Origin of the sequence: Pseudomonas sp. p106 (genome assembly GCF_003936645.1) — a bacterium.
GTDB lineage: Bacteria > Pseudomonadota > Gammaproteobacteria > Pseudomonadales > Pseudomonadaceae > Aquipseudomonas > Aquipseudomonas putida_E.
In genome coordinates this window covers 26,304-49,563 of the sequence record NZ_RHQR01000027.1, presented here as the reverse complement: position 1 = coordinate 49,563, position 23,260 = coordinate 26,304, and the positions used below count along the sequence as shown (strand labels likewise).

General features: G+C 64.6%; 26 protein-coding genes and 1 riboswitch. Of the genes, 22 read left to right on the top strand and 4 right to left on the bottom strand.

Annotation, left to right across the window (positions count from 1 at the left end):
• The first annotated feature begins 72 nt into the window (after positions 1-72).
• The 3 genes from relA (at position 73) to EGJ09_RS24270 (ending at position 3,774) form a co-directional block, all read left to right on the top strand.
• Positions 73-2,313 carry a GTP diphosphokinase gene (relA, locus tag EGJ09_RS24280; RefSeq protein WP_046787452.1) on the top strand — a complete coding sequence of 747 codons (2,241 nt, stop codon included), beginning with the start codon at positions 73-75 and terminating at the stop codon, positions 2,311-2,313.
• Between the two features lie 61 nt (positions 2,314-2,374).
• Positions 2,375-3,208 carry a nucleoside triphosphate pyrophosphohydrolase gene (gene mazG, locus EGJ09_RS24275; protein WP_125924966.1) on the top strand — a complete coding sequence of 278 codons (834 nt, stop codon included), beginning with the start codon at positions 2,375-2,377 and terminating at the stop codon, positions 3,206-3,208.
• 26 nt (positions 3,209-3,234) lie between these two features.
• Positions 3,235-3,774, top strand: a complete 540-nt coding sequence (locus EGJ09_RS24270; RefSeq protein ID WP_012313134.1) for a DUF2058 domain-containing protein — start codon at positions 3,235-3,237, stop codon at positions 3,772-3,774.
• Positions 3,775-3,946: 172 nt separating this feature from the next.
• Here EGJ09_RS24270 and EGJ09_RS24265 read toward each other — a convergent pair whose 3' ends face one another.
• From EGJ09_RS24265 to purM, 4 genes are all read right to left on the bottom strand, one after another.
• Complete coding sequence (locus EGJ09_RS24265; RefSeq protein WP_119688400.1) at positions 3,947-4,129, bottom strand: hypothetical protein; 183 nt, start codon at positions 4,127-4,129, stop codon at positions 3,947-3,949.
• Between the two features lie 165 nt (positions 4,130-4,294).
• A complete protein-coding gene (locus EGJ09_RS24260; protein ID WP_012313136.1) occupies positions 4,295-5,005 on the bottom strand; it encodes a DUF3108 domain-containing protein in 711 nt (236 codons plus the stop codon).
• A gap of 8 nt (positions 5,006-5,013) precedes the next feature.
• Entirely contained in the window at positions 5,014-5,667 is a 654-nt protein-coding gene (gene purN, locus EGJ09_RS24255) for a phosphoribosylglycinamide formyltransferase (RefSeq protein ID WP_046787450.1), read from the bottom strand.
• A complete protein-coding gene (gene purM, locus EGJ09_RS24250) occupies positions 5,667-6,725 on the bottom strand; it encodes a phosphoribosylformylglycinamidine cyclo-ligase (RefSeq protein ID WP_125924965.1) in 1,059 nt (352 codons plus the stop codon). Before purM ends, purN begins: the two co-directional genes overlap by 1 nt.
• Before the next feature lie 319 nt (positions 6,726-7,044).
• On the opposite strand from purM, the gene EGJ09_RS24245 reads away from it, so the two are divergent.
• The 19 genes from EGJ09_RS24245 to EGJ09_RS24160 all read left to right on the top strand — a co-directional run bounded on the left by EGJ09_RS24245 (position 7,045) and on the right by EGJ09_RS24160 (position 23,168).
• Complete coding sequence (locus tag EGJ09_RS24245; RefSeq protein ID WP_125924964.1) at positions 7,045-8,118, top strand: DUF2066 domain-containing protein; 1,074 nt, start codon at positions 7,045-7,047, stop codon at positions 8,116-8,118.
• A 12-nt stretch (positions 8,119-8,130) separates the two neighbouring features.
• The gene (locus EGJ09_RS24240) at positions 8,131-9,204 is read left to right on the top strand and encodes an AI-2E family transporter (protein WP_125924963.1); all 1,074 of its coding nucleotides are present in this window, start codon (positions 8,131-8,133) and stop codon (positions 9,202-9,204) included.
• 132 nt (positions 9,205-9,336) lie between these two features.
• Positions 9,337-10,044: a DnaA regulatory inactivator Hda gene (hda, locus tag EGJ09_RS24235; RefSeq protein ID WP_039601502.1), complete on the top strand. Its 708-nt coding sequence runs from the start codon at positions 9,337-9,339 to the stop codon at positions 10,042-10,044.
• A gap of 126 nt (positions 10,045-10,170) precedes the next feature.
• Positions 10,171-10,815: a C40 family peptidase gene (locus EGJ09_RS24230; RefSeq protein WP_125924962.1), complete on the top strand. Its 645-nt coding sequence runs from the start codon at positions 10,171-10,173 to the stop codon at positions 10,813-10,815.
• A 136-nt stretch (positions 10,816-10,951) separates the two neighbouring features.
• Positions 10,952-11,485 carry a C40 family peptidase gene (locus EGJ09_RS24225; protein WP_046787446.1) on the top strand — a complete coding sequence of 178 codons (534 nt, stop codon included), beginning with the start codon at positions 10,952-10,954 and terminating at the stop codon, positions 11,483-11,485.
• A 125-nt stretch (positions 11,486-11,610) separates the two neighbouring features.
• Positions 11,611-11,831: riboswitch (cobalamin riboswitch) on the top strand.
• 118 nt (positions 11,832-11,949) lie between these two features.
• Positions 11,950-12,561, top strand: a complete 612-nt coding sequence (gene cobO, locus EGJ09_RS24220; RefSeq protein WP_012313146.1) for a cob(I)yrinic acid a,c-diamide adenosyltransferase — start codon at positions 11,950-11,952, stop codon at positions 12,559-12,561.
• Positions 12,558-13,853 (top strand): cobyrinate a,c-diamide synthase, encoded by a 1,296-nt coding sequence (locus tag EGJ09_RS24215; RefSeq protein ID WP_046787445.1) that lies wholly within the window; start codon positions 12,558-12,560, stop codon positions 13,851-13,853. Before cobO ends, EGJ09_RS24215 begins: the two co-directional genes overlap by 4 nt.
• Positions 13,850-14,500 (top strand): 5,6-dimethylbenzimidazole synthase, encoded by a 651-nt coding sequence (bluB, locus tag EGJ09_RS24210; protein ID WP_125924961.1) that lies wholly within the window; start codon positions 13,850-13,852, stop codon positions 14,498-14,500. The genes EGJ09_RS24215 and bluB overlap by 4 nt, the downstream gene beginning before the upstream one ends.
• The gene (gene cbiB, locus EGJ09_RS24205) at positions 14,497-15,405 is read left to right on the top strand and encodes an adenosylcobinamide-phosphate synthase CbiB (RefSeq protein WP_115272975.1); all 909 of its coding nucleotides are present in this window, start codon (positions 14,497-14,499) and stop codon (positions 15,403-15,405) included. The genes bluB and cbiB overlap by 4 nt, the downstream gene beginning before the upstream one ends.
• Entirely contained in the window at positions 15,398-16,390 is a 993-nt protein-coding gene (cobD, locus tag EGJ09_RS24200) for a threonine-phosphate decarboxylase CobD (RefSeq protein ID WP_125924960.1), read from the top strand. Before cbiB ends, cobD begins: the two co-directional genes overlap by 8 nt.
• Positions 16,387-17,841, top strand: a complete 1,455-nt coding sequence (locus EGJ09_RS24195; RefSeq protein ID WP_046787441.1) for a cobyric acid synthase — start codon at positions 16,387-16,389, stop codon at positions 17,839-17,841. Before cobD ends, EGJ09_RS24195 begins: the two co-directional genes overlap by 4 nt.
• Position 17,842: 1 nt before the next feature.
• On the top strand, positions 17,843-18,364 hold the full coding sequence (gene cobU / locus EGJ09_RS24190; protein WP_039601510.1) for a bifunctional adenosylcobinamide kinase/adenosylcobinamide-phosphate guanylyltransferase: 522 nt from the start codon (positions 17,843-17,845) through the stop codon (positions 18,362-18,364).
• A complete protein-coding gene (gene cobT, locus EGJ09_RS24185; RefSeq protein ID WP_115272972.1) occupies positions 18,361-19,416 on the top strand; it encodes a nicotinate-nucleotide--dimethylbenzimidazole phosphoribosyltransferase in 1,056 nt (351 codons plus the stop codon). Before cobU ends, cobT begins: the two co-directional genes overlap by 4 nt.
• Positions 19,413-19,982, top strand: a complete 570-nt coding sequence (gene cobC, locus EGJ09_RS24180) for an alpha-ribazole phosphatase family protein (RefSeq protein WP_125924959.1) — start codon at positions 19,413-19,415, stop codon at positions 19,980-19,982. The genes cobT and cobC overlap by 4 nt, the downstream gene beginning before the upstream one ends.
• A 1-nt stretch (position 19,983) precedes the next feature.
• The gene (locus EGJ09_RS24175; RefSeq protein WP_125924958.1) at positions 19,984-20,718 is read left to right on the top strand and encodes an adenosylcobinamide-GDP ribazoletransferase; all 735 of its coding nucleotides are present in this window, start codon (positions 19,984-19,986) and stop codon (positions 20,716-20,718) included.
• A gap of 63 nt (positions 20,719-20,781) precedes the next feature.
• Complete coding sequence (locus tag EGJ09_RS24170; RefSeq protein ID WP_125924957.1) at positions 20,782-21,186, top strand: MarR family winged helix-turn-helix transcriptional regulator; 405 nt, start codon at positions 20,782-20,784, stop codon at positions 21,184-21,186.
• 62 nt (positions 21,187-21,248) lie between these two features.
• On the top strand, positions 21,249-22,451 hold the full coding sequence (locus EGJ09_RS24165) for an MFS transporter (RefSeq protein WP_125924956.1): 1,203 nt from the start codon (positions 21,249-21,251) through the stop codon (positions 22,449-22,451).
• Positions 22,448-22,570 (top strand): hypothetical protein, encoded by a 123-nt coding sequence (locus EGJ09_RS26870; protein ID WP_256658459.1) that lies wholly within the window; start codon positions 22,448-22,450, stop codon positions 22,568-22,570. The genes EGJ09_RS24165 and EGJ09_RS26870 overlap by 4 nt, the downstream gene beginning before the upstream one ends.
• A gap of 46 nt (positions 22,571-22,616) precedes the next feature.
• Positions 22,617-23,168 (top strand): glutathione peroxidase, encoded by a 552-nt coding sequence (locus tag EGJ09_RS24160; RefSeq protein WP_046787434.1) that lies wholly within the window; start codon positions 22,617-22,619, stop codon positions 23,166-23,168.
• Positions 23,169-23,260: the final 92 nt, after the last annotated feature.

Here is a 23,260-nt window from a genome sequence, read left to right as displayed (position 1 = left end):
CCCATGGACTGGGAGCCGCACGGTGATAGCCAGCGCTCCGAGTGGTGCGCTGTATGGAAAGGTAAAACAAAGATGGTACAGGTGAGAGTGCACCAGCCGGTCAATACGGACGGCAGTATCAATCTCGAAGCATGGCTGGATCATGTGGTGAGCGTCGATTCGGCACTGGATCGCGCGGCACTCGAAGAGGCCTGCGAGTTCACCCAGGAAATCGAGAAAAAGGGCAACCCGGCCAAGCATTCCTGGGCCGATGGTACCTCCAGTTTCCAGGCCGGCCTGGAAATCGCCGAAATCCTCGCCGACCTCAAGCTCGACCAGGATTCGCTGGTGGCGGCGGTGATCTACCGCTCCGTGCGCGAAGGCAAGGTGACCCTGGCCGAGGTCGGGCAGCGTTTTGGCCCGGTAGTGTCCAAGCTGATCGACGGCGTGCTGCGCATGGCTGCCATCAGTGCCAGCCTCAGCCCGCGCCAGTCGCTGGTGCTGGGCTCGCAGGCGCAGGTCGAGAACCTGCGCAAGATGCTGGTGGCGATGGTCGACGATGTGCGCGTGGCGCTGATCAAGCTCGCCGAGCGTACCTGCGCGATCCGTGCGGTGAAGTCCGCCGATGACGAGAAGCGTCTGCGTGTGGCGCGTGAGGTGTTCGACATCTATGCGCCGCTGGCCCATCGTCTGGGCATCGGCCACATCAAGTGGGAGCTGGAAGACCTGTCCTTCCGCTACCTGGAACCCGATCAGTACAAGCAGATCGCCAAGCTTTTGCACGAGCGCCGTCTGGACCGTGAGCGCTTCATCAGTGATGTGATGAACCAGTTGCAAAACGAGCTGCTGGCCACCGGGGTCAACGCCGACATCAGTGGGCGGGCGAAACACATCTATTCGATCTGGCGCAAGATGCAGCGCAAAGGCCTGGAATTCAGCCAGATCTACGACGTACGTGCGGTGCGCGTGCTGGTACCGGAAGTGCGCGACTGCTATACCGCGCTGGGTATCGTCCACACCTTGTGGCGGCACATTCCCAAAGAGTTCGACGACTACATCGCCAACCCCAAGGAGAACGGCTACCGCTCGCTTCACACCGCGGTGATCGGCCCCGAGGGCAAGGTACTGGAAGTGCAGATCCGTACCCACGGCATGCACGAAGAGGCCGAACTTGGCGTCTGCGCCCACTGGCGCTACAAGGGCACCGACGTCAAGCCCAGCTCCAACCACTACGAAGAAAAGATCTCCTGGCTGCGTCAGGTGCTCGAATGGCATGAGGAACTGGGCGACATCGGTGGCCTGGCCGAGCAGTTGCGGGTCGATATCGAGCCGGACCGGGTCTATGTATTCACCCCCGACGGCCATGCCATCGACCTGCCCAAGGGCGCCACGCCGCTGGACTTCGCCTACCGCGTGCACACCGAGATCGGCCACAACTGCCGTGGCGCCAAGATCAACGGGCGCATCGTGCCGCTCAACTACAGCCTGCAGACCGGCGAGCAGGTGGAGATCATCACCAGCAAGCACGGCAACCCGAGCCGTGACTGGCTGAACTCCAACCTGGGGTACGTCACCACTTCGCGGGCCCGGGCCAAGATCGTCCACTGGTTCAAGCTGCAGGCCCGCGATCAGAACGTCGCCGCCGGCAAGACGTTGCTCGAGCGCGAGCTCAGCCGCCTGGGCCTGCCGCAGGTAGACTTCGAACGCCTGGCCGAGAAGACCAACGTCAAGACCGCCGAGGACATGTTCGCCTCGCTCGGTGCCGGTGACCTGCGCCTGGCGCATTTGGTCAACGCTGCCCAGCAGTTGCTCGAACCCGAGCGTATCGAGCAGATCGAACTGGTACCACGCAAGCCTACCGGCCCGCGCACTGGCAAGCGTGGCGACATTCAGATCCAGGGCGTCGGCAACCTGCTCACGCAGATGGCCGGCTGCTGCCAGCCGCTGCCGGGCGATGCCATCGTCGGCTACATCACCCAGGGCCGCGGCGTGAGCATTCACCGCCAGGACTGTGCCTCGGTGCTGCAGTTGGCAGGGCGTGAGCCGGAGCGCATGATCCAGGTCAGTTGGGGGCCGATACCGGTGCAGACCTACCCGGTCGATATCGTTATCCGTGCCTACGACCGCCCAGGTTTGCTGCGTGACGTGTCGCAGGTGCTGCTCAACGAGAAGATCAACGTGCTGGCGGTCAACACTCGCTCGAACAAGGAAGACAACACCGCGCTGATGTCGCTGACCATCGAGATCCCGGGCCTGGATGCGCTGGGGCGTCTGCTGGGCCGGATTTCGCAGTTGCCGAACATCATCGAGACGCGGCGTAATCGTACCCCTTGAAACTGCGGTGGCTTCTCGTGGGCTTGCCCGCGACGAAGTCACCGCCGAAGGACCTGCTTACATGACCTATTCCCTCGAAGACCTGCTGCACCTCATGGCCCGGCTGCGCGACCCGCAGTACGGTTGCCCGTGGGACCTCAAGCAGAACTACGCCAGCATCGTGGCACACACCATCGAAGAGGCCTATGAGGTTGCCGACACCATCGAGCGCGGGGATTTCGAGCACCTGCAGGGCGAACTCGGTGATCTGCTGTTCCAGGTGGTCTACTACAGCCAGCTGGCCCGGGAGGAGGGGCGTTTCGAGTTCGACGGTGTGGTCGATGCCATTACCCGCAAGCTGATCCGCCGTCACCCCCATGTATTTCCCACCGGTGAGTTGTACGCACCGCTGGACACGCCCAGCCTGAGCGAGGCCCAGGTCAAGTCACGCTGGGAAGAAATCAAGGCCCAGGAGCGCGCCGAGAAAAGCGAGCCCGAACAGCTGTCGCTGCTCGATGATGTGCCGGCTGCACTGCCTGCCCTGTCGCGGGCGGCCAAACTGCAAAAACGTGCCGCCACCGTCGGTTTCGACTGGTCAGACGCCTTGCCGGTGCTGGACAAGGTCCGCGAGGAGCTCGACGAAGTGCTGCAGGCCATGGCCGACGGTGATGCCGAGGCCCTCGAGGATGAAGTCGGCGACCTGCTGTTCGCCGCCGTCAACCTGGCCCGCCATCTCAAGCAAGACCCGGAAAACGCACTGCGTCGCGCCAACCGCAAGTTCGAACGGCGTTTTCGCTTTATCGAACAGGCATTGCGCGACAGCGGTCGCCCCATCGAATCGTGTAACCTTGACGAACTGGACGCCCTTTGGGGGGAAGCCAAACGTCAGGAAAAGAACCTGCCCAGCTGCGGCTGAGTGGCTGAATAAGTGAGTGAACATCCATGAGTCTTTCCCTTCGCGATCAATTGCTCAAGGCCGGTCTGGTCAACCAGAAGCAGGTCTCCCAGGCCAACAAGGCCCAAAAGAAACAGAAACGCCTGGAGCACAAGGGCCAGGTCGAAGTCGACGATACCCAGCAGCGCCTGGCCAAGGAAGCCATGGCCGAGAAGGCCAAGCGTGACCAGGAACTGAACCGTCAGCAGCAGGAAAAGGCCGAACAGAAGGCCCGTGCCGCGCAGATCAAGCAGTTGATCGAGGCGACTCGCCTGCCCAAGCTCACCACCGAGGACTACTACAACTTCGTCGACGACAAGAAGGTCAAACGCATTGCGGTGAACGCCCTGATGCGCAGCAAGCTGAGCAATGGCGCGCTGGCGATCGTGTCGTTTGGTGGGGGGTACGAAGTCATCCCTCGCGAGGCAGCGGTGAAGATCCAGGAGCGCGACCCCCATCGCATCCTGCTGCTCAACACCCATGTCGAGGAAGCGGATGAGGACGATCCGTACGCTGCGTACAAGATCCCGGACGACTTGATGTGGTAAGCATGAAAACCCCCGCCTAAGCGGTAACGCCTATTGGGGCTGCTTCGCAGCCCATCGCCGGCAAGCCAGCTCCACAGGAATTTCGCAGTACTTGAGGCCTGCGCGGTACCTGTAGGAGCTGGCTTGCCGGCGATGGGCCGCAAAGCGGCCCCAAATCAAAAGACTGTGTGGGTCATTGCGTAGCGCGCTGGTTTTCCAGCACTTCAAGCTCTGCCCGGTATTGGTGGGCTTCGTGTTCGTTGTGGAACATCCCGACCAATTCACCTTGCTGGTGCACATCCCAGATCCGCACGCCTGCGGCCAGGCCTTCGTGGGACATTTTCGATTCGTCGCGTTCGGTTACTTGGACTGTCATCGTTAAACTCCACTGCTCAGTTGGTTGCGACATAATGTCGCGCACTTCTTTTATAGAGTTTGTTAGCAGCCTAAGTAAATAAAATGACCATGAAACAAGTTTCATGTGGCCCAGGCAAAAAGAAGCCCCGCACAGGGCGGGGCTACGGATCTTGCGGGCTGCGGCTTAGTTGCCTTTGACCGACTTGCCGTCGACCGTACCATCCTGCAGCACGATCACATACTCCTTGCCATCGGTCTCGACCTGGCGCAGTTGTACCAGCAGGTAGTCCCAGTCCTTGGCGAACCACAGCTCGGTGATGCGCTTGCTCTGGCTCGGGTCGCGCACGCGCTCGACCTTGACCGCCTCGACCTGGCCAGTCTTGGTGGTGACCTTTTCGGTACCCAGCACGCGGAAATCGTAGGTGTCGATCTCGTCACCATCGACCACCTGGTAGGTCATGCTTTTCTTGCCGGCGGCCACATCATGCTGCAGCGCCAGCTGATAGGAGGACTTGTCCAGCACGCCGCGGTTGAGCGGCAGGCTGACGGCATCGCCCCGATCGCTGCCGGTGACTTTCTTGCCGTTCCAGTCGAAGGTGAGGTCGACTTTCTTGGCTTTGCCCAGGCCGCCACGCTCGAAGTGATACTTCTGCGGCAGCAGGGTGTCGTTGTCCATGCGCAGGGTGCTTTGCTCGGTCAGGCTGGCGATCATCATGGAAGCCTTGAAATTAAGGTCCCAGGTACCGTTGGCATTTTTGACCAGGCTGCGCTCGGCAGTGCCGCTCATGGGGAGTTGCTTCCAGTCGGCGGTGTAGCTGGCCGAGAAGGGTTTCAAGTCGGCTGCCTGGAGGGGCAGGGCGAGCACGGCGAGAGCCAAGAGCAGGGCGCGACGCATAAATTCTCCTAGGGTCGGATCAAATGGCCACTGGCCGGCAGTGGCTGGCCGTCCAGTAATGCACCCTGTTCGCCCAGGCGCAAGCGCCCCTCGGCAAACCAGTGCACTGCCAGCGGGTAGATCTGGTGTTCCTGTTGGTGTACCCGCTGGGCCAGGCTTTCGGCGCTATCGCCTGACACTACCGGTACCACAGCCTGTACGACCAGAGGGCCGCCATCGAGTTCCTCGGTGACGAAGTGTACGCTGCAGCCGTGCTCGGCGTCGCCTGCCTCCAGGGCCCGTCGGTGAGTATGCAGGCCCTTGTATTTGGGCAGCAGCGACGGGTGGATGTTGAGCAGGCGGCCCTGGTAGTGGCGCACGAAGCCGCCACTGAGGATACGCATGAAGCCGGCCAGCACCACCAGGTCGGGCGCGAAGCCGTCGATGCGCGCCATCAGCGCCGCATCGAAGGCTTCACGGCCGTCGAAGCCGGTGTGGTCCAGTACGGCGGTGGCGATACCCGCCGCCGCCGCGCGTTGCAGGCCGTAGGCGTCGGCGCGGTTGGAAATCACCGCAGCGATGCGTACCGGGCTGTGTTCACCACGGCTGCTGTCGATCAAGGCTTGCAGGTTGCTGCCCGAACCCGACAGCAGTACCACAACATTACAGGGCTTGCTCGGCATCAGTGTGCCTTGAGGTTCTGCAGCTCGACCTGGGCAGCGCCTTCAGCGGCTTGTTCGATGCGGCCGATGACCCAAGGCTGCTCGCCTTCTGCGCGCAGAACATTCAGTGCTGCGTCGACCTGGTCCTGCGCCACGCAGATGACCATGCCCACGCCGCAGTTCAGTACGCGGTGCATCTCGTGCTCATCGACGTTGCCTTTTTCCTGCAGGAAGTCGAATACCGCAGGGCGCTGCCAGCTGGCCACGTCAACCACGGCCTGGGCGTTTTTCGGCAGAACGCGCGGGATGTTGTCCAGCAGGCCACCACCGGTGATGTGGGCCATGGCCTTGACGGCGCCGGTCTGCTTGATCAGTTGCAGCAGTGGCTTGACGTAGATGCGGGTCGGCGCCATCAGCAGGTCGGTCAGCGGCTTGCCGTCGAGCTGGGTGTTCTCGATGTCGGTTGCCGACACTTCGAGGATCTTGCGGATCAGCGAGTAGCCGTTGGAGTGCGGGCCCGAAGACGGCAGGGCGATCAGCGCGTCGCCGGTAGCGACCTTGGAGCCGTCGATGATCTCGGCCTTTTCCACCACGCCGACGCAGAAACCGGCCAGGTCGTAGTCTTCGCCTTCGTACATGCCCGGCATTTCGGCGGTTTCGCCGCCAACCAGGGAGCAGCCGGCCAGTTCACAGCCGGCGCCGATGCCGGTAACCACGGTCGCAGCGACGTCGACGTTGAGCTTGCCGGTGGCGTAATAGTCGAGGAAGAACAGCGGCTCGGCGCCGCAGACCACCAGGTCGTTGACGCACATGGCGACCAGGTCCTGGCCGATGCTGTCGTGCTTGTTCAGGTTCAGCGCCAGGCGCAGCTTGGTGCCGACGCCGTCGGTGCCGGAGACCAGCACCGGCTGCTTGTAGCCGGCCGGGATCTCGCAGAGGGCGCCGAAGCCACCCAGGCCACCCATGACTTCAGGGCGTGCGGTGCGTTTTGCCACGCCCTTGATGCGTTCGACCAGTGCTTCGCCGGCGTCGATGTCTACACCGGCGTCCTTGTAGCTCAGGGAGGGTTGCTTGCTCATTGATCCAGGCCTTTAAGAGGGAGGGATTCGTAAAAACGACCGTGACGGCCAAGGCCGGCTGGGGAGCGGCGGCTGCCTGAAACGTCAGAGGTCTGTGAAGGCGCGCGATTTTATCAGGGTTGCCGTGCAGCGGCCATCCTCAGGCCGACGGGCAGGGCAGTAAATTGCTGAAAAAGGCTCGCGGGTGGTTGATGCAGTTCCTTCTGTATAAGCTGCAAGCAGTGAGCCCCAAGCCGCAAGCGAAAGCGTTGGGGTTCTGACTGCTTTTTCTTACAGCTTGAAGCTTGCAGCTTGAAGCTCGACTGGACAGGAATCCTCAATGCGTCTTCTCAATTATCTGTCAGCCGGCTGCCTTGCCTTGGTCAGTATTGCCGCCCAGGCCGAAAACGTTGCCGGGCTCTATCAGGTGCGCGAACCGCTCGAAGGGCAGGGCGCTGAAGCCCGCGCCGTAGCCACCACCAAGGCGCTCGATACATTGGTGCTGCGCCTGACCGGCGACCCCAAGGCGCCGCAAAACCCGGCGCTGGCCGAACTGCGCAAGGACCCGCAACAGGTCATCAACCAGGTCGGTACCGAGGCCGGCCCGCCTGAGTCGGTGATGGTCGAGTTCGACCCGGGCAGCACCGAACGGGCCTTGCGCAAGGCCGGGCTGGCGCTGTGGGGCAGCAACCGGCCGTCGATCCTCGGCTGGTGGCTCAACGACAGTGTCGAGGGCAGCAGCCTGGTTGGCGATGGCCAGGCCAGCGCCCAGTCCCTGCGCCGTGCCGCCCAGCACCGCGGCCTGCCATTGCGCCTGCCGCTGGCCGACCTGCAGGAACAACTGGTGGCCAACGCCAAGCAGCTCGAAGGCAGCGACCCGGCGCCCCTGCGCGAAGCGTCCGAGCGTTATGGCGCCGACGCCCTGTTGGCAGTGCACGCGCTTGAAACCGACGGCAAGTGGCAGGGCAAATGGCAGTTGTGGCTGGGCGACAAGCGCGAGCAAGGTAGCGCCGAAGGCGCCGACCAGGCCGCATTGGCCGATGCCGTGATGCTGGCCGTCAGCAACCGCCTGGCGCCACGTTACGTAACCCGGCCAGGTGCCAGCAGCCAGTTGCAAGTGCAGGTGCAAGGCGCGAACCTGCAGCGTTACGCTGAGCTGAACCGCGTTCTCGAACCTTACGGCCCGCGCCTGCAAATGGCCGACGGCAAGACGTTGACCTACGGCGTCACTGCCAACGCTGAGCAGTTGCGCGCGCAGCTGGGCCTGGCCAAGTTGCAGGAAGTCCCGGCTGAGCAGGCGCCTCCCGTCCCGTCCCCGGCAACGCCTGCACCCGCAACCGAGGCTGCGGCAGGGCAACCTGCAACGGCTGCCGTAGCCCCCAAACCGTTCGACGGCCTGCGTTTTCGCTGGTAAGGAAGAGCGACCATGACTGATATGCGCCGTTGGATCTGGCTGGGTGCGGCCCTGCTGATTGCCCTGCTTCTTTATGGCCTGCACAACATCCTCTCACCCTTTTTGGTGGGTATCCTGCTGGCTTATCTGGCCGACCCGCTGGTCGATCGCCTGGAGCGCATGGGGCTGTCGCGGACCTGGGGCGTGGTGGTGGTATTCAGCCTGTTTACCTTGATCCTGCTGGTTCTGCTGCTCATCCTGATCCCGATGCTGGCCAAACAGCTGGTGCGCCTGTACGAACTGACGCCGCAGATGCTCGACTGGTTGCAACATGTGGCGCTGCCCTGGGTACAGAGCCGCCTGGGCCTGGCCGACGGGTTCTGGAAGTTCGACAAGATCAAGGCCGCCGTCAGTGAACACATGGGCCAGACCACCGACATCGTCGGCATGCTGCTGTCCCAGGCCACTGCGTCGAGCCTGGCGCTGCTGGCCTGGCTGGCCAACTTCGTGCTGATCCCGGTGGTGGGCTTCTATCTGTTGCGCGACTGGGACCTGATGATGGCCAAGTTGCGCAGCCTGCTGCCGCGCCAGCGCGAGGCGCAGGTGGTCGGGCTGGCCGCAGAATGCCATGAGGTGCTGGGGGCGTTCGTGCGTGGCCAGTTGATGGTCATGCTGGCGCTCGGCGTGATCTATTCCGCCGGGCTGATGCTGGTGGGGCTGGAGCTGGGGCTGCTGATCGGCATGCTGGCCGGCCTGGCGGCCATCGTGCCCTACATGGGCTTCATCATTGGCATCGGTGCGGCGCTGGTGGCCGGGCTGTTCCAGTTTGGCGGCGATCTGTACCCGATGCTGGGTATCGTTGCAGTGTTCATTGTCGGCCAGGCGCTGGAAGGCATGGTGCTGACACCGTTGCTGGTGGGTGACCGTATCGGCCTGCATCCGGTGGCGGTGATCTTCGCCATCCTGGCCGGGGGCGAACTGTTCGGCTTTACCGGCGTGCTGCTGGCCTTGCCGGTGGCGGCAGTGGTCATGGTGCTGCTGCGCCATGTGCATGACCTGTACAAGGAATCGGACATGTACGCGGGGGAGGTCGACCCTGATCTATAAGCCAGACTGCCTTGCAACTCGTTGATTTTGCTTGTGCTACGTGCCTTCGCGATTGTGCCCCCCGCATTGCGGGTATAGACTTTGCACACCGATCACCCTAGGCCCCCTGTGGTCCCCCGACCGCCCGCGAGCATGAAACCACCGATCCAGTTGCCCCTGGGTGTGCGCCTGCGCGATGACGCCACCTTCATCAACTACTATCCGGGCGCCAATGCAGCGGCATTGGGCTACGTCGAGCGGCTGTGCGAAGCCGACGCCGGCTGGACCGAGAGCCTCATCTACCTGTGGGGCAAGCAGGGTGTGGGCCGTAGCCATCTGTTGCAGGCTGCCACACACCGCTTCCAGCAGCGTGGCGAAGCCGCTGTGTACCTGCCGCTGGCGCAGTTGCTCGACCGGGGCATCGGGTTGCTCGATTACCTGGCGCAGTACGAGCTGGTGTGCATCGACGACTTGCATGTGATTGCCGGCAAGGCGGAGTGGGAAGAGGCGATGTTCCATCTGTTCAACCGCCTGCGCGACAGCGGCCGGCGCCTGCTGCTGGCGGCCTCGGCCTCGCCGCGCGAACTGCCGATCAAGCTGCCCGACCTCAAGTCCCGCCTGACCCTGGCGCTGGTATTCCAGATGCGCGGCCTGTCTGATGAAGACAAGCTGCGCGCCCTGCAATTGCGCGCCTCGCGCCGTGGCCTGCACCTGACCGACGAAGTCGGCCATTTCATCCTTACCCGTGGTACGCGCAGCATGAGTGCGCTGTTCGACCTGCTCGAGCGGCTCGATCAGGCTTCTTTGCAGGCGCAGCGCAAGCTGACCATCCCGTTCCTGAAAGAAACGCTCGGCTGGTAAGCCCTTAAATACGGGGCTTTGAGCGGCAAAACGGAAAAGTCACATCTTTTTCGATAAAATTTGCAAATGGCCCTGATAGAAGGCATAGTTTCCCCCTTCTAAAGGACTACAGACACGGTCGTGCCCATGCTCAAGCGCTTCGCACCCCTCGTGCCCCTCGCACTCTTGACCCTGCTGATTGGCTGCGCGGCCCAAGGCCCTGTTTCCCAGCCCCAGGATCACACCCCGGTCGCCTCCCAGTCGGCGCCCGAGGCCAAGGCTTCGGTATCGTCCGTATTCGGCGAGCAGCAAGAGCTGGCCACTGAAGATGACCTTCAGGCGTTCTCCAGCAACAGCAAGCCTTATCAGTTGCCAGTATTGGCCGACAGCATCCTGGAGCGCGGCATGTCCCTGATCGGTACCCGTTACCGCTTCGGTGGTACCTCGCAGGCATCCGGTTTCGATTGCAGCGGTTTCATCGGCTATCTGTTCCGCGAAGAGGCCGGCATGAACCTGCCGCGCTCGACCCGCGAAATGATCAAGGTCGATGCGCCCAAAGTTGCCCGCAACAAGCTCAAGCCAGGTGATCTGCTGTTCTTCAGCACCAATGGCCGTGGCCGTGTCAGCCATGCTGGCATCTATCTTGGCGACAACCAGTTCATCCATTCCAGCAGCCGCCGCAGCGGTGGTGTGCGCATCGACAACCTCGGTGATCGCTACTGGAGCAAGACCTTCATTGAAGCCAAGCGCGCCTTGGCCATGGCGCCAGCGAGCAATATCGCACGCAACTGATATCAAAATGATGTACCCTGCCGCGGCGACGATGCTTGAAAAGCTCGTCGCCGTGCGCATTTACAGAATGCGTCTAATCTAAATTCTCAACACTTTTCGGTTGCAGCCCAGCGATCTCAGACAGGATGTTCTGGCCATGGTGATGATGGCGCGCTTCGCACTCCTTTCCCTGGTGGCATTGCTTGCCGCCTGCTCCGGCCGTGCCCCGGCACCGGCGCCTGTGGTACAGCCACAGGTCCCGTACAGCCAACCCATAGCGTCCCCGGTTGCCAACGACGTGCTGATCCGCGCAATCGGCCTGGTGGGTACGCCGTATCGTTGGGGCGGCAACACTCCCGACTCCGGTTTCGATTGCAGTGGCTTGATCAACTACGTCTACCGGGACGCGGCGGGCATCAGCCTGCCTCGCTCCACGCGAGAAATGATCGTCATGCGTGCGCCGACCGTAGACGTTCACTCACTGCAATCGGGCGACCTGGTGTTCTTCGCTACCAGCGGTGGCTCGCAGGTGAGCCACGCCGGCATCTACGTGGGCGAAGGGCGGTTCGTGCATGCTCCGTCCACCGGTGGCACCGTGCGCCTGGACTACCTGTCCAACAGCTACTGGTCCAAAGCCTACCTGCAGGCAAAACGGGTGATTACCCAGGGGCACCTGGCACAGAACCCCTGATGGCGAAACCGGCCACTCGCAAGGTGGCCGATGCGCGCCGCGCAGGCCGCGCTCTCTATCAAGAGCGCCTGAACCCTCAAGCGAAATCCCCGCCCTTCGATTGACGCTCCCGGTGCAACACTCTAACCTTCGCGCGTGTTTCAGGTGCCCTGCCAGCCCGTCTGGGCAGGGTGAAACTGGGAAGCCGGTGTGCGCCTGCAAGGTGCGAGTCCGGCGCTGCCCCCGCAACGGTAGGTGAGTCAAAAGCCGCGCACGGCCACTGGATACCAGTATCCGGGAAGGCGCGCAGGCCCGGGCCAACGCCCGCTCACGAGCCCGGAGACCGGCCTGTCACTGCCAACGGCATCACGGAGGGTGATGCGCGGTGCACCGTGGCATCTGGCCACGGCTCCTGCGCGTTCTCCGTCTGCCCGCCTATCGACCTGTCGCCGTATTTTGCGGGGCGACAGCCTGCGGAGACCCCCATGAGCGAAACCACCGAACGCGACGAACGTCACCTGGCGCGTATGCAGCGCAAGAAGGCGATCATCGACGAGCGCATCGCCAATTCCCCTAACGAGTGCGGCCTGCTGCTGGTGCTGACCGGCAATGGCAAGGGCAAGAGCAGCTCGGCGTTCGGCATGCTCGCACGCGCCCTGGGCCACGGCATGCAGTGTGGTGTGGTGCAGTTCATCAAGGGCCGCAACAGCACCGGCGAGGAGCTGTTCTTCCGGCGCTTCCCCGAGCAGGTGCGCTACCACGTGATGGGCGAAGGCTTTACCTGGGAAACCCAGGACCGCCAGCGCGACATTGCCGCCGCTGAGGCAGCCTGGGCGGTTTCGCGCCAGCTGCTGCAGGACCCGAGCGTCCAGTTCGTGGTGCTCGACGAGCTGAACATCGCCCTCAAGCACGGCTACCTTGACCTCGATCAGGTGCTGGGCGATATCCAGGCGCGCCCCCCCATGCAGCATGTGATCGTCACCGGCCGCGCGGCCAAGCCCGAAATGGTCGAGCTGGCCGATACTGTCACCGAGATGGGTATGCTCAAGCATGCCTTCCAGGCCGGTATCCGCGCGCAGAAGGGCGTCGAACTGTGAGTCAGACGCGCCACTGCCCAGCCGTTCTGATCGCAGCACCGGCATCTGGCCAGGGCAAGACCACCGTGACTGCGGCCCTGGCCCGCCTGCACCGCAACCTGGGGCGCAAGGTCCGTGTGTTCAAATGCGGGCCTGATTTTCTTGACCCGATGATCCTCGAGCGTGCCAGTGGGGCGCCGGTGTACCAGCTCGATCTGTGGATGATCGGTGCGCAGGAAAGCCGGCGCCTGCTGTGGGAAGCGGCGGGTGAGGCCGACCTCATCCTGATCGAGGGTGTCATGGGCCTGTTCGACGGCACCCCATCCAGTGCCGACCTGGCGCGCCACTTTGGCGTGCCGGTGCTGGCCGTGATCGATGGTACGGCCATGGCCCAGACCTTTGGTGCACTGGCCCTGGGGCTGGCGCGCTACCAGGCCGACCTGCCGTTCGCTGGCGTGCTCGCCAACCGTGTCGGCAGCCTGCGCCACGCGCAGTTGCTCGAAGGTAGCCTGACCGAGGGCCTGCGCTGGTACGGCGGGCTGTCGCGCGAGCGCGGTATCGAGCTGCCCAGCCGCCACCTGGGGTTGGTTCAGGCCAGCGAGCTGAATGACCTGGACGCGCGCCTGGACGCTGCCGCCCAAGCACTGGGCAGCAGCTGCGATGCCGCATTGCCGCCGCCGGTGGCATTCGCCGCGCCGGACGTACCGACGTGCAGCGCCTCGCTGGCGGGTGTGCGCATTGGCATTGCCCGGGACGAAGCGTTTGCCTTCACCTACGGCGCCAACCTCGACCTGCTGCGCAACCTGGGCGCACAGCTGGCGTTCTTCTCGCCGCTGCACGACCGCGAGCTGCCCGCCGTGGACAGCCTGTACCTGCCGGGCGGCTACCCTGAGCTGCATCACCATGCGCTGGCCGCCAACGCACCGATGTGCGCCGCGATCCGTGCGCACCACGGCGCAGGCAAGCCGTTGCTGGCCGAGTGCGGTGGCATGCTTTACCTGCTCGATGCCCTGACCGATGTGGCCGGCGAGCGTGCCGCACTGCTTGGCCTGCTGCCCGGCGAGGCGACCATGCAGAAACGCCTGGCGGCGCTGGCCCTGCAGGCTGTGGAACTGCCCGAAGGCACCCTGCGCGGCCACACCTACCACCACTCGCTGACCAGCACCGAACTGCAGCCCATCGCCCGCGGCCAGAGCCCGAACGGCGGGCGCGGCAACGAGGCGGTCTATCGCCTTGGTCGGCTCACGGCATCCTATGTGCACTTCTATTTCCCCTCCAACCCTGAGGCGGCGGCGGCGCTGTTGCGGCCATGAGCGAGCACGCCTTCAGTGATGCCGAACGCGCGGCCGTCTACCGGGCAATCGGCGAGCGCCGCGACATGCGCCACTTCGCCGGCGGCAGCGTTGCGCCTGAAGTGCTCGGCCGCCTGCTCGCTGCCGCGCACCAGGCCCCCAGCGTTGGCCTGATGCAGCCTTGGCGTTTCATTCGCATCAGCCAGGGTGAGCTGCGCGGGCGTATCCAGGCGCTGGTGGAGCAGGAGCGGGTGCGCACGGCCCACGCCTTGGGCGAGCGCACCGACGCATTCATGAAGCTCAAGGTAGAAGGCATCAGCGACTGCGCCGAAGTGTGGGTGGCGGCGTTGATGGACAACCGCGAGCCACACATTTTCGGCCGGCGGACTTTGCCGGAAATGGACCTCGCCTCGCTCGCCTGCGCCATTCAGAACCTGTGGCTGGCGGCCCGCGCCGAAGGGCTGGGGCTGGGCTGGGTCTCGCTGTTCGACCCACAGGCACTGGCCGCACTGCTGGGGATGCCAGCCGGCGCCAAACCGGTGGCGGTGCTGTGCCTTGGGCCTGTCACCGAATTCTATCCGGCACCCATGCTGGTGATGGAAAACTGGGCCGAAGAACGGCCCTTGAGCGACATGCTGTATGAAAACCAATGGGGGGAGCGCCCATGAGCGTCGCCTTGCTGACCGTGGCCGGCGTGGCCCTGGATGCGTTGTTCGGCGAGCCGCAGCGGCGCCATCCGCTGGTGGCCTTCGGTAACCTGGCGTCGAGCCTGGAGCAGCGCCTGAATGCCGGCGGGCGCGGTTGGCGCAGCCACGGCGTGAGTGCCTGGTTCCTGGCAGTGGTGCCCTTGACCCTGGTGGCGCTGATCCTCTCCTGGCTGCCCGGCATTGGCTGGCTGGTTGACGTGCTGGCGCTGTATTGCGCGCTGGGCCTGCGCAGCCTTGGCGAGCATGTGCTGCCGGTGGCCAGTGCCTTGCGCCAGGGTGATCTGGAGGAGGCCAGGCGCCGCGTCGGTTACCTGGTCAGCCGCGAGACCCGCGAACTCGATGAGCCGGCCGTGGCCAGGGCCGCAACCGAATCGGTGCTGGAGAACGGCAGCGATGCAGTGTTCGCCGCGCTGTTCTGGTTCATCGTGGCCGGTGCGCCGGGCGTGGTCCTGTACCGCTTGAGCAATACGCTGGATGCCATGTGGGGCTACCGCAATGAACGTTTTGAACGCTTCGGGTGGTGCGCGGCGCGCATCGACGATGTACTCAACTATATTCCCGCAAGGCTGGTGGCATTGACCTACGCCTTGCTCGGCAAGACCCGCCTGGCCCTGGCCTGCTGGCGCAAGCAGGGCCCGTTGTGGGACAGCCCCAACGCCGGGCCGGTGATGGCGGCCGGTGCCGGTGCGCTGGGTGTCGAACTCGGTGGCCCGGCGGTGTATCACGGCGAGCTGCACGAGCGCCCGCGCCTGGGCGAAGGGCCGATGGCCGATGCCGGTGCCATCGAGCGCGGCTGGGCCCTGGTACAGCGTGGCGTGTGGTTGTGGTTGCTGGTGATCTGCGTGGGAGCCTACTGCAATGCTTGAACATGGCGGCCGACTGCTCAGGGCAGTACGGCAATACGGGATTGCACGGGAGGCCTGGCTCGACCTGTCCAGCGGTATTGCGCCGTGGGCTTATCCTGTGCCGGCGATCCCGGCGCACGCCTGGGCGCGACTGCCCGAGACCGAAGACGGCCTCGAAGAGGCGGCCCGCCAGTATTACGGTGTTGGCCAGTTGCTGCCGGTAGCGGGCTCGCAAGCAGCGATCCAGGCCCTGCCGCATCTGCGCCCGAGCGGTCGCGTGGGGGTGCTGTCGCCGTGTTATGCCGAGCATCCGCAGGCCTGGCAACGGGCCGGGCATCAGCTGGTCGAGCTGGATGAAAGCCAGGTCGAGGCGTATCTGGACAGCCTCGATGTGCTGGTGCTGGTCAACCCGAACAACCCGACCGGTCATCGCGTGCCCCCCAACCGCCTGCTTGCATGGCATGCCCGCTTGGCCGAGCGTGGCGGCTGGCTGGTGGTCGATGAAGCCTTCATGGACAACACGCCCGAGCACAGCGTGGTCGGTTGTGCCGACCGCCCCGGGCTGATTGTGCTGCGCTCGTTCGGCAAGTTCTTCGGCCTGGCCGGTGTGCGGCTGGGCTGCGTGGCGGCCGAACTGCCGTTGTTGCAGCGCCTGGCCGACCTGCTTGGCCCATGGACCGTCAGCGGCCCGACCCGGGTGTTGGCCCAGGCGTGTTTCGCCGACCTGGCAGCCCACCCGCTGCAGATCGAGCGCTGTGCCCACGCCAGCCAACGGCTTGCCACGCTGCTGAAAAGCACCGGCCTTGCGCCCGCGGGTGGTTGCGACCTGTTCCAGTACGTACGCTGCGAGCGCGCAGCGCACCTGCATGACTTTCTCGCCCGCCGCGGCATCCTGGTGCGCCTGTTCGAACAGCCGCCTGCCGTGCGCCTGGGCCTGCCCGCCAGCGCCGCTGAAGAGCAGCGCCTGGCCCAGGCCCTGACCGATTATCAGAAGGAAACGGCATGACCACCCTCATGGTGCAAGGCACCACCTCCGACGCCGGCAAGAGCACGCTGGTTACCGCCCTGTGCCGTTGGCTGTTGCGCCAGGGGGTGGCCGTGGTGCCGTTCAAACCGCAGAACATGGCACTCAACAGCGCGGTGACTGCCGATGGCGGTGAGATCGGTCGCGCCCAGGCGGTGCAGGCCCAGGCTTGCCGGCTGGCGCCGCACACCGACATGAACCCGGTGCTGCTCAAGCCCAACAGTGACACCGGCGCCCAGGTCATCATCCATGGCCGCGCGGTCACCAGCATGAACGCGGTGGCCTATCACGACTACAAGGCTATCGCCATGCAGGCGGTGCTGGCCTCCCATCAGCGCCTCAGTGGCGTGTATCCGGTGGTGATGGTCGAAGGTGCGGGTTCGCCTGCCGAGATCAACCTGCGTGCCGGTGACATCGCCAACATGGGTTTTGCCGAAGCGGTCGACTGCCCGGTGATTCTGGTTGCCGACATCAATCGCGGCGGCGTCTTCGCCCACCTGGTCGGTACCCTGGAACTGCTGTCGCCGACCGAGCAGGCCCGGGTCAAGGGCTTCGTCATCAACCGTTTCCGTGGCGACATCGCCCTGCTGCAGCCAGGCCTGGACTGGCTGGAGCAGCGCACGGGCAAGCCGGTGTTGGGTGTGCTGCCTTATGTCAGCGACCTGCACCTTGAGGCCGAAGACGGCATCGATGTACGCCAGGCGGCCAAGGATGAGCGCGTGCTCAAGGTGATCGTGCCGGTGCTGCCGCGCATCAGCAACCACACCGACTTCGACCCGTTGCGCCTGCACCCCCAGGTGGACCTGCAGTTCATCGGCCCTGGCCAGCCGATTCCGCCTGCCGACCTGATCATCCTGCCTGGCTCCAAAAGCGTGCGTGGCGACCTGGCGCAACTGCGCGAGCGCGGTTGGGACACCGCCATCGCCCGGCACTTGCGCTACGGCGGCAAGCTCATCGGTATCTGTGGCGGCCTGCAGATGCTGGGCCGGGAGGTGCATGATCCGCTCGGCCTCGAGGGGCCTGCCGGGTCCAGCCCGGGGCTGGGCCTGCTCGATTACGCCACGGTGCTTGAGGCCCAGAAGCAACTGCGCAACGTGGCGGGGGCTTTGAGCCTCGAACAGTCGCCCGTGACCGGTTACGAGATCCATGCCGGCGTCACCCAAGGCCCTGCGCTGCAGCGCCCCGCCGTGCAACTGGCCGATGGCCGCAGCGACGGCGCCATCAGTGCCGACGGGCAGATCCTCGCCACGTACCTGCATGGCCTGTTCGAAGGCCGCCAGTCGTGCGCAGCGCTGCTGCGCTGGGCGGGCCTGGCGCACGTGCAGCAGATCGATTATGAGGCCCTGCGCGAGCGGGATATCGAGCGCCTGGCCGACCTGGTGGAAAAGCACCTGGACACCGCGCAGCTGCGAAAACTTTGTGGGGTCGCCTGACATGCGCAACCTGATCCTCGGTGGTGCCCGTTCGGGCAAGAGCCGCCTGGCCGAGCAGTTGGCAGCCGACAGCGGCCTGCCGGTAACCTATATCGCCACCAGCGAACCCCTGGATGGCGAAATGAACGAACGGGTACGCCTGCACCGCCAGCGCCGGCCAAGCGATTGGGCACTGATCGAAGAGCCGCTCGCCCTGGCAGCCGTGCTGCGCGCCGAAGCTGCCGAAGGGCGCTGCCTGCTGGTGGACTGCCTGACCCTGTGGCTGACCAACCTGCTGATGCTCGATGACGATCAGCGCCTGGCTCAAGAGCGCGATGCACTGCTCGACTGCCTGGTGCAATTGCCCGGCGTGATCATTCTGGTCAGCAATGAAACCGGCCTGGGCGTAGTGCCCATGGGCGAGCTGACCCGGCGCTATGTCGACCAGGCCGGCTGGCTGCACCAGGCCGTCGCCGAACGTTGCCAGCGCGTGGTACTCACCGTCGCCGGCCTGCCCCTGATGCTCAAAGGACCTGCTCTATGAACCCGACCTGGTGGCGTGACGCCTGCCAACCTCTCGACACCGCCGCCATGGATCAGGCCCGCGCCCGTCAGCAGCAGCTGACCAAACCTGCCGGGTCGCTCGGCCAGCTGGAAGCCCTGGCAGTGCACCTGGCCGGGCTGCAGGGGGTTGAGCGGCCGAACCTGGATCAGGTCGCCATCACTATTTTTGCCGGTGACCATGGCGTGGTCGAGGAGGGCATTTCGGCCTATCCGCAGGCGGTGACCGGGCAGATGTTGCGCAACTTCGTCGGCGGCGGCGCGGCGATCAGCGTGCTGGCCCGCCAACTGCAGGCAAGCCTGGAAGTGGTCGACCTCGGCACCATCGACCCGCATCTGGAATTGCCGGGTGTCCGCCACCTGCGCCTGGGGGGCGGTACCGCCAACTTCGCCCGCCAGCCGGCGATGACCGAGGTGCAGCTGCGCTCAGCCCTGCAAGCCGGCCGTGACAGCGTCCTGCGCGCTGCCCAGAGCGGCGCGCAGTTGTTCATCGGTGGCGAGATGGGCATCGGCAATACCACCGCTGCTGCGGCGCTGGCCAGCACCCTGCTGGGCTGCCCGGCGCGCGAACTGAGTGGCCCGGGCACTGGCCTGGACACCGCAGGCGTACGCCACAAGGCTGAAGTGATCGAGCGGGCCCTGGTGCTGCACGGTCTGCGTGCCGACGACCCGCTGCAGGCGCTGGCCTGTGTGGGTGGTTTTGAGATCGCCGCCCTGGCCGGCGCGTACCTGGCCTGTGCACAGCAGGGCATTGCGGTGCTGGTGGACGGTTTCATCTGCAGCGTCGCCGCGCTGGTAGCCGTGCGCCTCAACCCGCAATGCCGGGCTTGGTTGCTGTTTGCCCACCAAGGTGCCGAACCAGGGCACAAGGCGTTGCTCGATGCCTTGCAGGCCGAGCCGCTGCTGGCCCTGGGCCTGCGCCTGGGCGAGGGCAGCGGTGCAGCGCTGGCGGTGCCACTGTTGCGCCTGGCCTGCGTGCTGCACGGGCAGATGGCGACCTTTGCCGAAGCAGCCGTGGCGGACCGCCCGGCATGATCCTCGACCTGCTGCGCCACGGTGAAACCGAGCAGGGTGGCGGCTTGCGCGGCAGCCTGGACGATGCCCTCACCGAGCTGGGCTGGGCGCAGATGCGCAGTGCCGTGGGTGAGTGCGCCCCTTGGGACGTATTGGTCAGCTCACCCTTGCAGCGCTGTGCGCGGTTTGCCGATGAGCTGGGTGAACGGCTGGGTTTGACGGTGCAGCGCGAGGCCGATCTGCAAGAGTTGCATTTTGGTGAGTGGGAAGGGCGCAGCGCCTTGCAGATCATGCAGACGCAAGCGGATGAGCTCGGGCGTTTCTGGGCCGATCCTTACAGCTACACGCCGCCCGGCGGTGAGGCCGTCAGTGCCTTCGCAGAGCGGGTGCTGGGTGCTGTCGCCCGCTTGCACCAGCAGCATGCCGGCAAGCGGGTGTTACTGGTCACCCACGGTGGCGTCATGCGCCTGCTGCTGGCGCGCGCGCGCGGTTTGCCCAAGGAGCAGTTGCTGCAGGTGGAGGTGGGCCACGGCGCGCTTGTACGTCTGAGCCTGGGCGAAGACGGCCAACTGGCCGAGGTGCACTGAGATGCTGCCTTTATGGATTGCCCTGCAGTTTCTCAGCAGCCTGCCGGTAAGCTTGCCCGGTATGCCCGAACCACGTGAGGTGGGGCGCTCGCTGCTGTGCTATCCGCTGGTCGGTTTGCTGTTCGGTCTGCTGCTGTGGCTTGCCAGCCATCTGTTGCAAGGCGCGCCGGCGCCTTTGCACGCGGCGTTGCTGTTGACGCTGTGGGTATTGCTCAGCGGTGCGCTGCACCTGGACGGCCTGGCAGACAGTGCTGACGCGTGGCTGGGTGGGTTCGGCGATCGCGAGCGCACGCTCAAGATCATGAAGGATCCGCGCAGCGGGCCGATTGCCGTGGTCACCCTGGTGCTGGTGTTGTTGCTGAAGTTCTGTGCGCTTTGGGTACTTGTCGAGCGCGGCGCGGGTGCGCTGCTGGTGCTGGCACCTGTGATCGGGCGGGCAGCGATGCTGGGGCTGTTCCTGCGCACGCCGTACGTGCGCCCAGGCGGGCTTGGGCAGGCGCTGGCCGAGCACCTGCCGCGCCAGGCTGCTGGCTGGGTGCTGCTGGGCAGTCTGCTGCTGTGCCTGGTGCTGGGCGGCTGGAGCGCGATCTGGCCGATGGCGCTGGCGCTTGGCGTGTTCTGGTGGTTGCGACGATTGGTGTGTCAGCGGTTAGGCGGGACAACCGGCGATACTGCCGGGGCGATGCTGGAGTTGCTGGAGCTCACCGTGGTGTTGGGGCTGGCGTTAGCGACTTGAGTGGCTGGTTGGCACAATTGAAACTTCTTGCAACATCCATAGTGCGGGTATATACACGTAATCATGTTGACCAGTGAATGCATCTGCACCCACCTGCGTCGTGCCGCCCGTGGGGTGAGCCGGCATTACGACGAAGCCCTCGAAGGTTTCGGCATCAATGTCGCCCAATTTTCCCTCTTGCGCCATCTGCAGCGGCTCGACCGGCCGAGTATCACCACCCTGGCTGAAGCCATGGGCCTGGAGCGCAGCACCCTGGGCCGCAACGTGCGAGTGTTGGAGGCCGAAGGCTTGGTGGCCTTGGCCGACGGTGACGACCAGCGCAACCGCGTGGTGTTATTGACTGCGGCGGGTGCTGAGCGCTTGCAAGCGGCATATCCTGCCTGGGAACACGCGCAGCGGCTGCTGGTGGAGCAACTGGGCGAAGGGCAGCGTGACGAATTGGTGCGTTTGCTGGGCCAACTGGCCTGATTCATACGATCATAAGCGGGTATATACCCGCATAACCTTGCGATGTGCTGGAGATAACGACAATGACTTCGGTTTGGCGAACCAGCGGGTGGGTACTGGCGGGGGCGGCGTTGATCTTGGCGTTGTCCCTTGGTGTCCGGCACGGCTTCGGCTTGTTCCTGGCGCCGATGAGCGCCGATTTTGGTTGGGGCCGTGAGGTTTTCGCGTTCGCCATCGCCCTGCAGAACCTGATCTGGGGCTTGGCGCAGCCGTTTGCCGGCGCGTTGGCCGACCGCTTGGGCGCGGCGCGGGTGGTCATCATCGGCGGCATTTTGTATGCCGCCGGTTTGCTGCTGATGAGTACGGCCGACTCGGCCTGGTCGCTGTCACTCAGTGCCGGTCTGCTGATTGGTATCGGCCTGTCCGGCACCTCGTTCTCGGTCATTCTGGGCGTGGTTGGCCGGGCGGTACCGGCTGAAAAACGCAGCATGGCCATGGGCATTGCCAGCGCAGCAGGCTCGTTCGGCCAGTTTGCCATGTTGCCCGGCACGCTGGGCCTCATCGAGTGGCTTGGCTGGTCGGCAGCGCTGCTGGTGCTCGGCCTGCTGGTGGCATTGATCGTGCCCTTTGTCGCGCTGCTGCGTGACCGCCCATTGCCTGCCTACGGTGGCGAACAGACGCTTGGCCAGGCGTTGCATGAAGCCTGCTCGCACTCGGGTTTCTGGCTGCTGGCGCTGGGCTTTTTCGTCTGCGGCTTCCAGGTGGTGTTCATCGGCGTGCACTTGCCGGCCTATCTGGTCGACCAGCACCTGGCGGCAACCACCGGTACCACCGTGCTGGCGCTGGTCGGGCTGTTCAACATCGTAGGTACCTATACGGCGGGCTGGCTGGGTGGGCGCATCTCCAAGCCGCGCCTGCTCACGGCGCTGTACCTGTTGCGCGCGGTGGTGATCGTGCTGTTCCTCTGGGCACCGGTGACCCAGTTCAGCGCCTATCTGTTCGGCATTGCCATGGGCTTGCTGTGGCTATCGACCGTACCGTTGACCAACGGCACCGTGGCTACTGTGTTCGGTGTGCGTAACCTGTCGATGCTGGGTGGCATCGTCTTCCTGTTCCATCAGTTGGGTGCCTTCCTCGGCGGCTGGCTGGGCGGTGTGGTGTATGACCGTACCGGCAACTACGACCTGGTCTGGCAGATCTCGATTCTGCTCAGTCTGCTGGCAGCGGCGCTCAACTGGCCGGTGAGTGAACGCCCGGTCGCCCGTCTGCAGGCTCAGGCGGCATGAACCGCTACCTGGCTTGCGGGTTGCTGGCCCTGGGGGCCGCACTGGTGCTGGTGCTGGCGTGGTGGGGCTGGCATCGGGGCGGCATGGCCCTCATGCAACTGGGCATGGGCGTTTGTTAAGCGCTACTCTGCAAGTTCGAGGATCGTTTTGCAGGGGAGTCTTTTGATGCGTGCATATGGGTTGATGATGCCGTTGCTGGCTATGTTCGCTGCCGGGTCTGCCTGGGCGGCGGATTGCCCGGCATTGCTGCAGGGCAGCCTGCCGGAGTTGCGTGGCAAGGGTCAGGTCGACCTTTGCCAGCGTTTTGGCGGCAAGCCGTTGGTGGTGATCAACACGGCCAGTTATTGCGGGTTTGCGCCGCAGTTCGAGGGGCTCGAGAGTACCTACAAGGAGTACAACGAGCAGGGGTTGGAAATGCTCGGCGTGCCGTCCAACGATTTCAAGCAGGAAGATGCTGACAGCGAGAAGACGGCCAAGGTCTGTTATGCCAATTATGGCGTGACGTTCACCATGACCAAGACCCAGTCGGTACGGGGCAAAGATGCGATCCCGCTGTTCGTGGGGCTGGCGGAGCAAAGCAGTGCTCCGAAGTGGAATTTCTACAAGTACGTGGTTGATCGCAAGGGCAAGGTGATTGCCAACTTCTCCAGCCTGACCAAGCCGGATGATCCTGAGTTCAAGGCGGCGATCGAAAAGGCGATTGCATCGCAGCCATAACCCCGCGCTCTTGTTTTTGCTGTCCTTGTGATTTGCAGCCATGGCCGGCAAGCCAGCTCCCACAGGTACCGCGCCGGCCTCAAGAGCTGCGC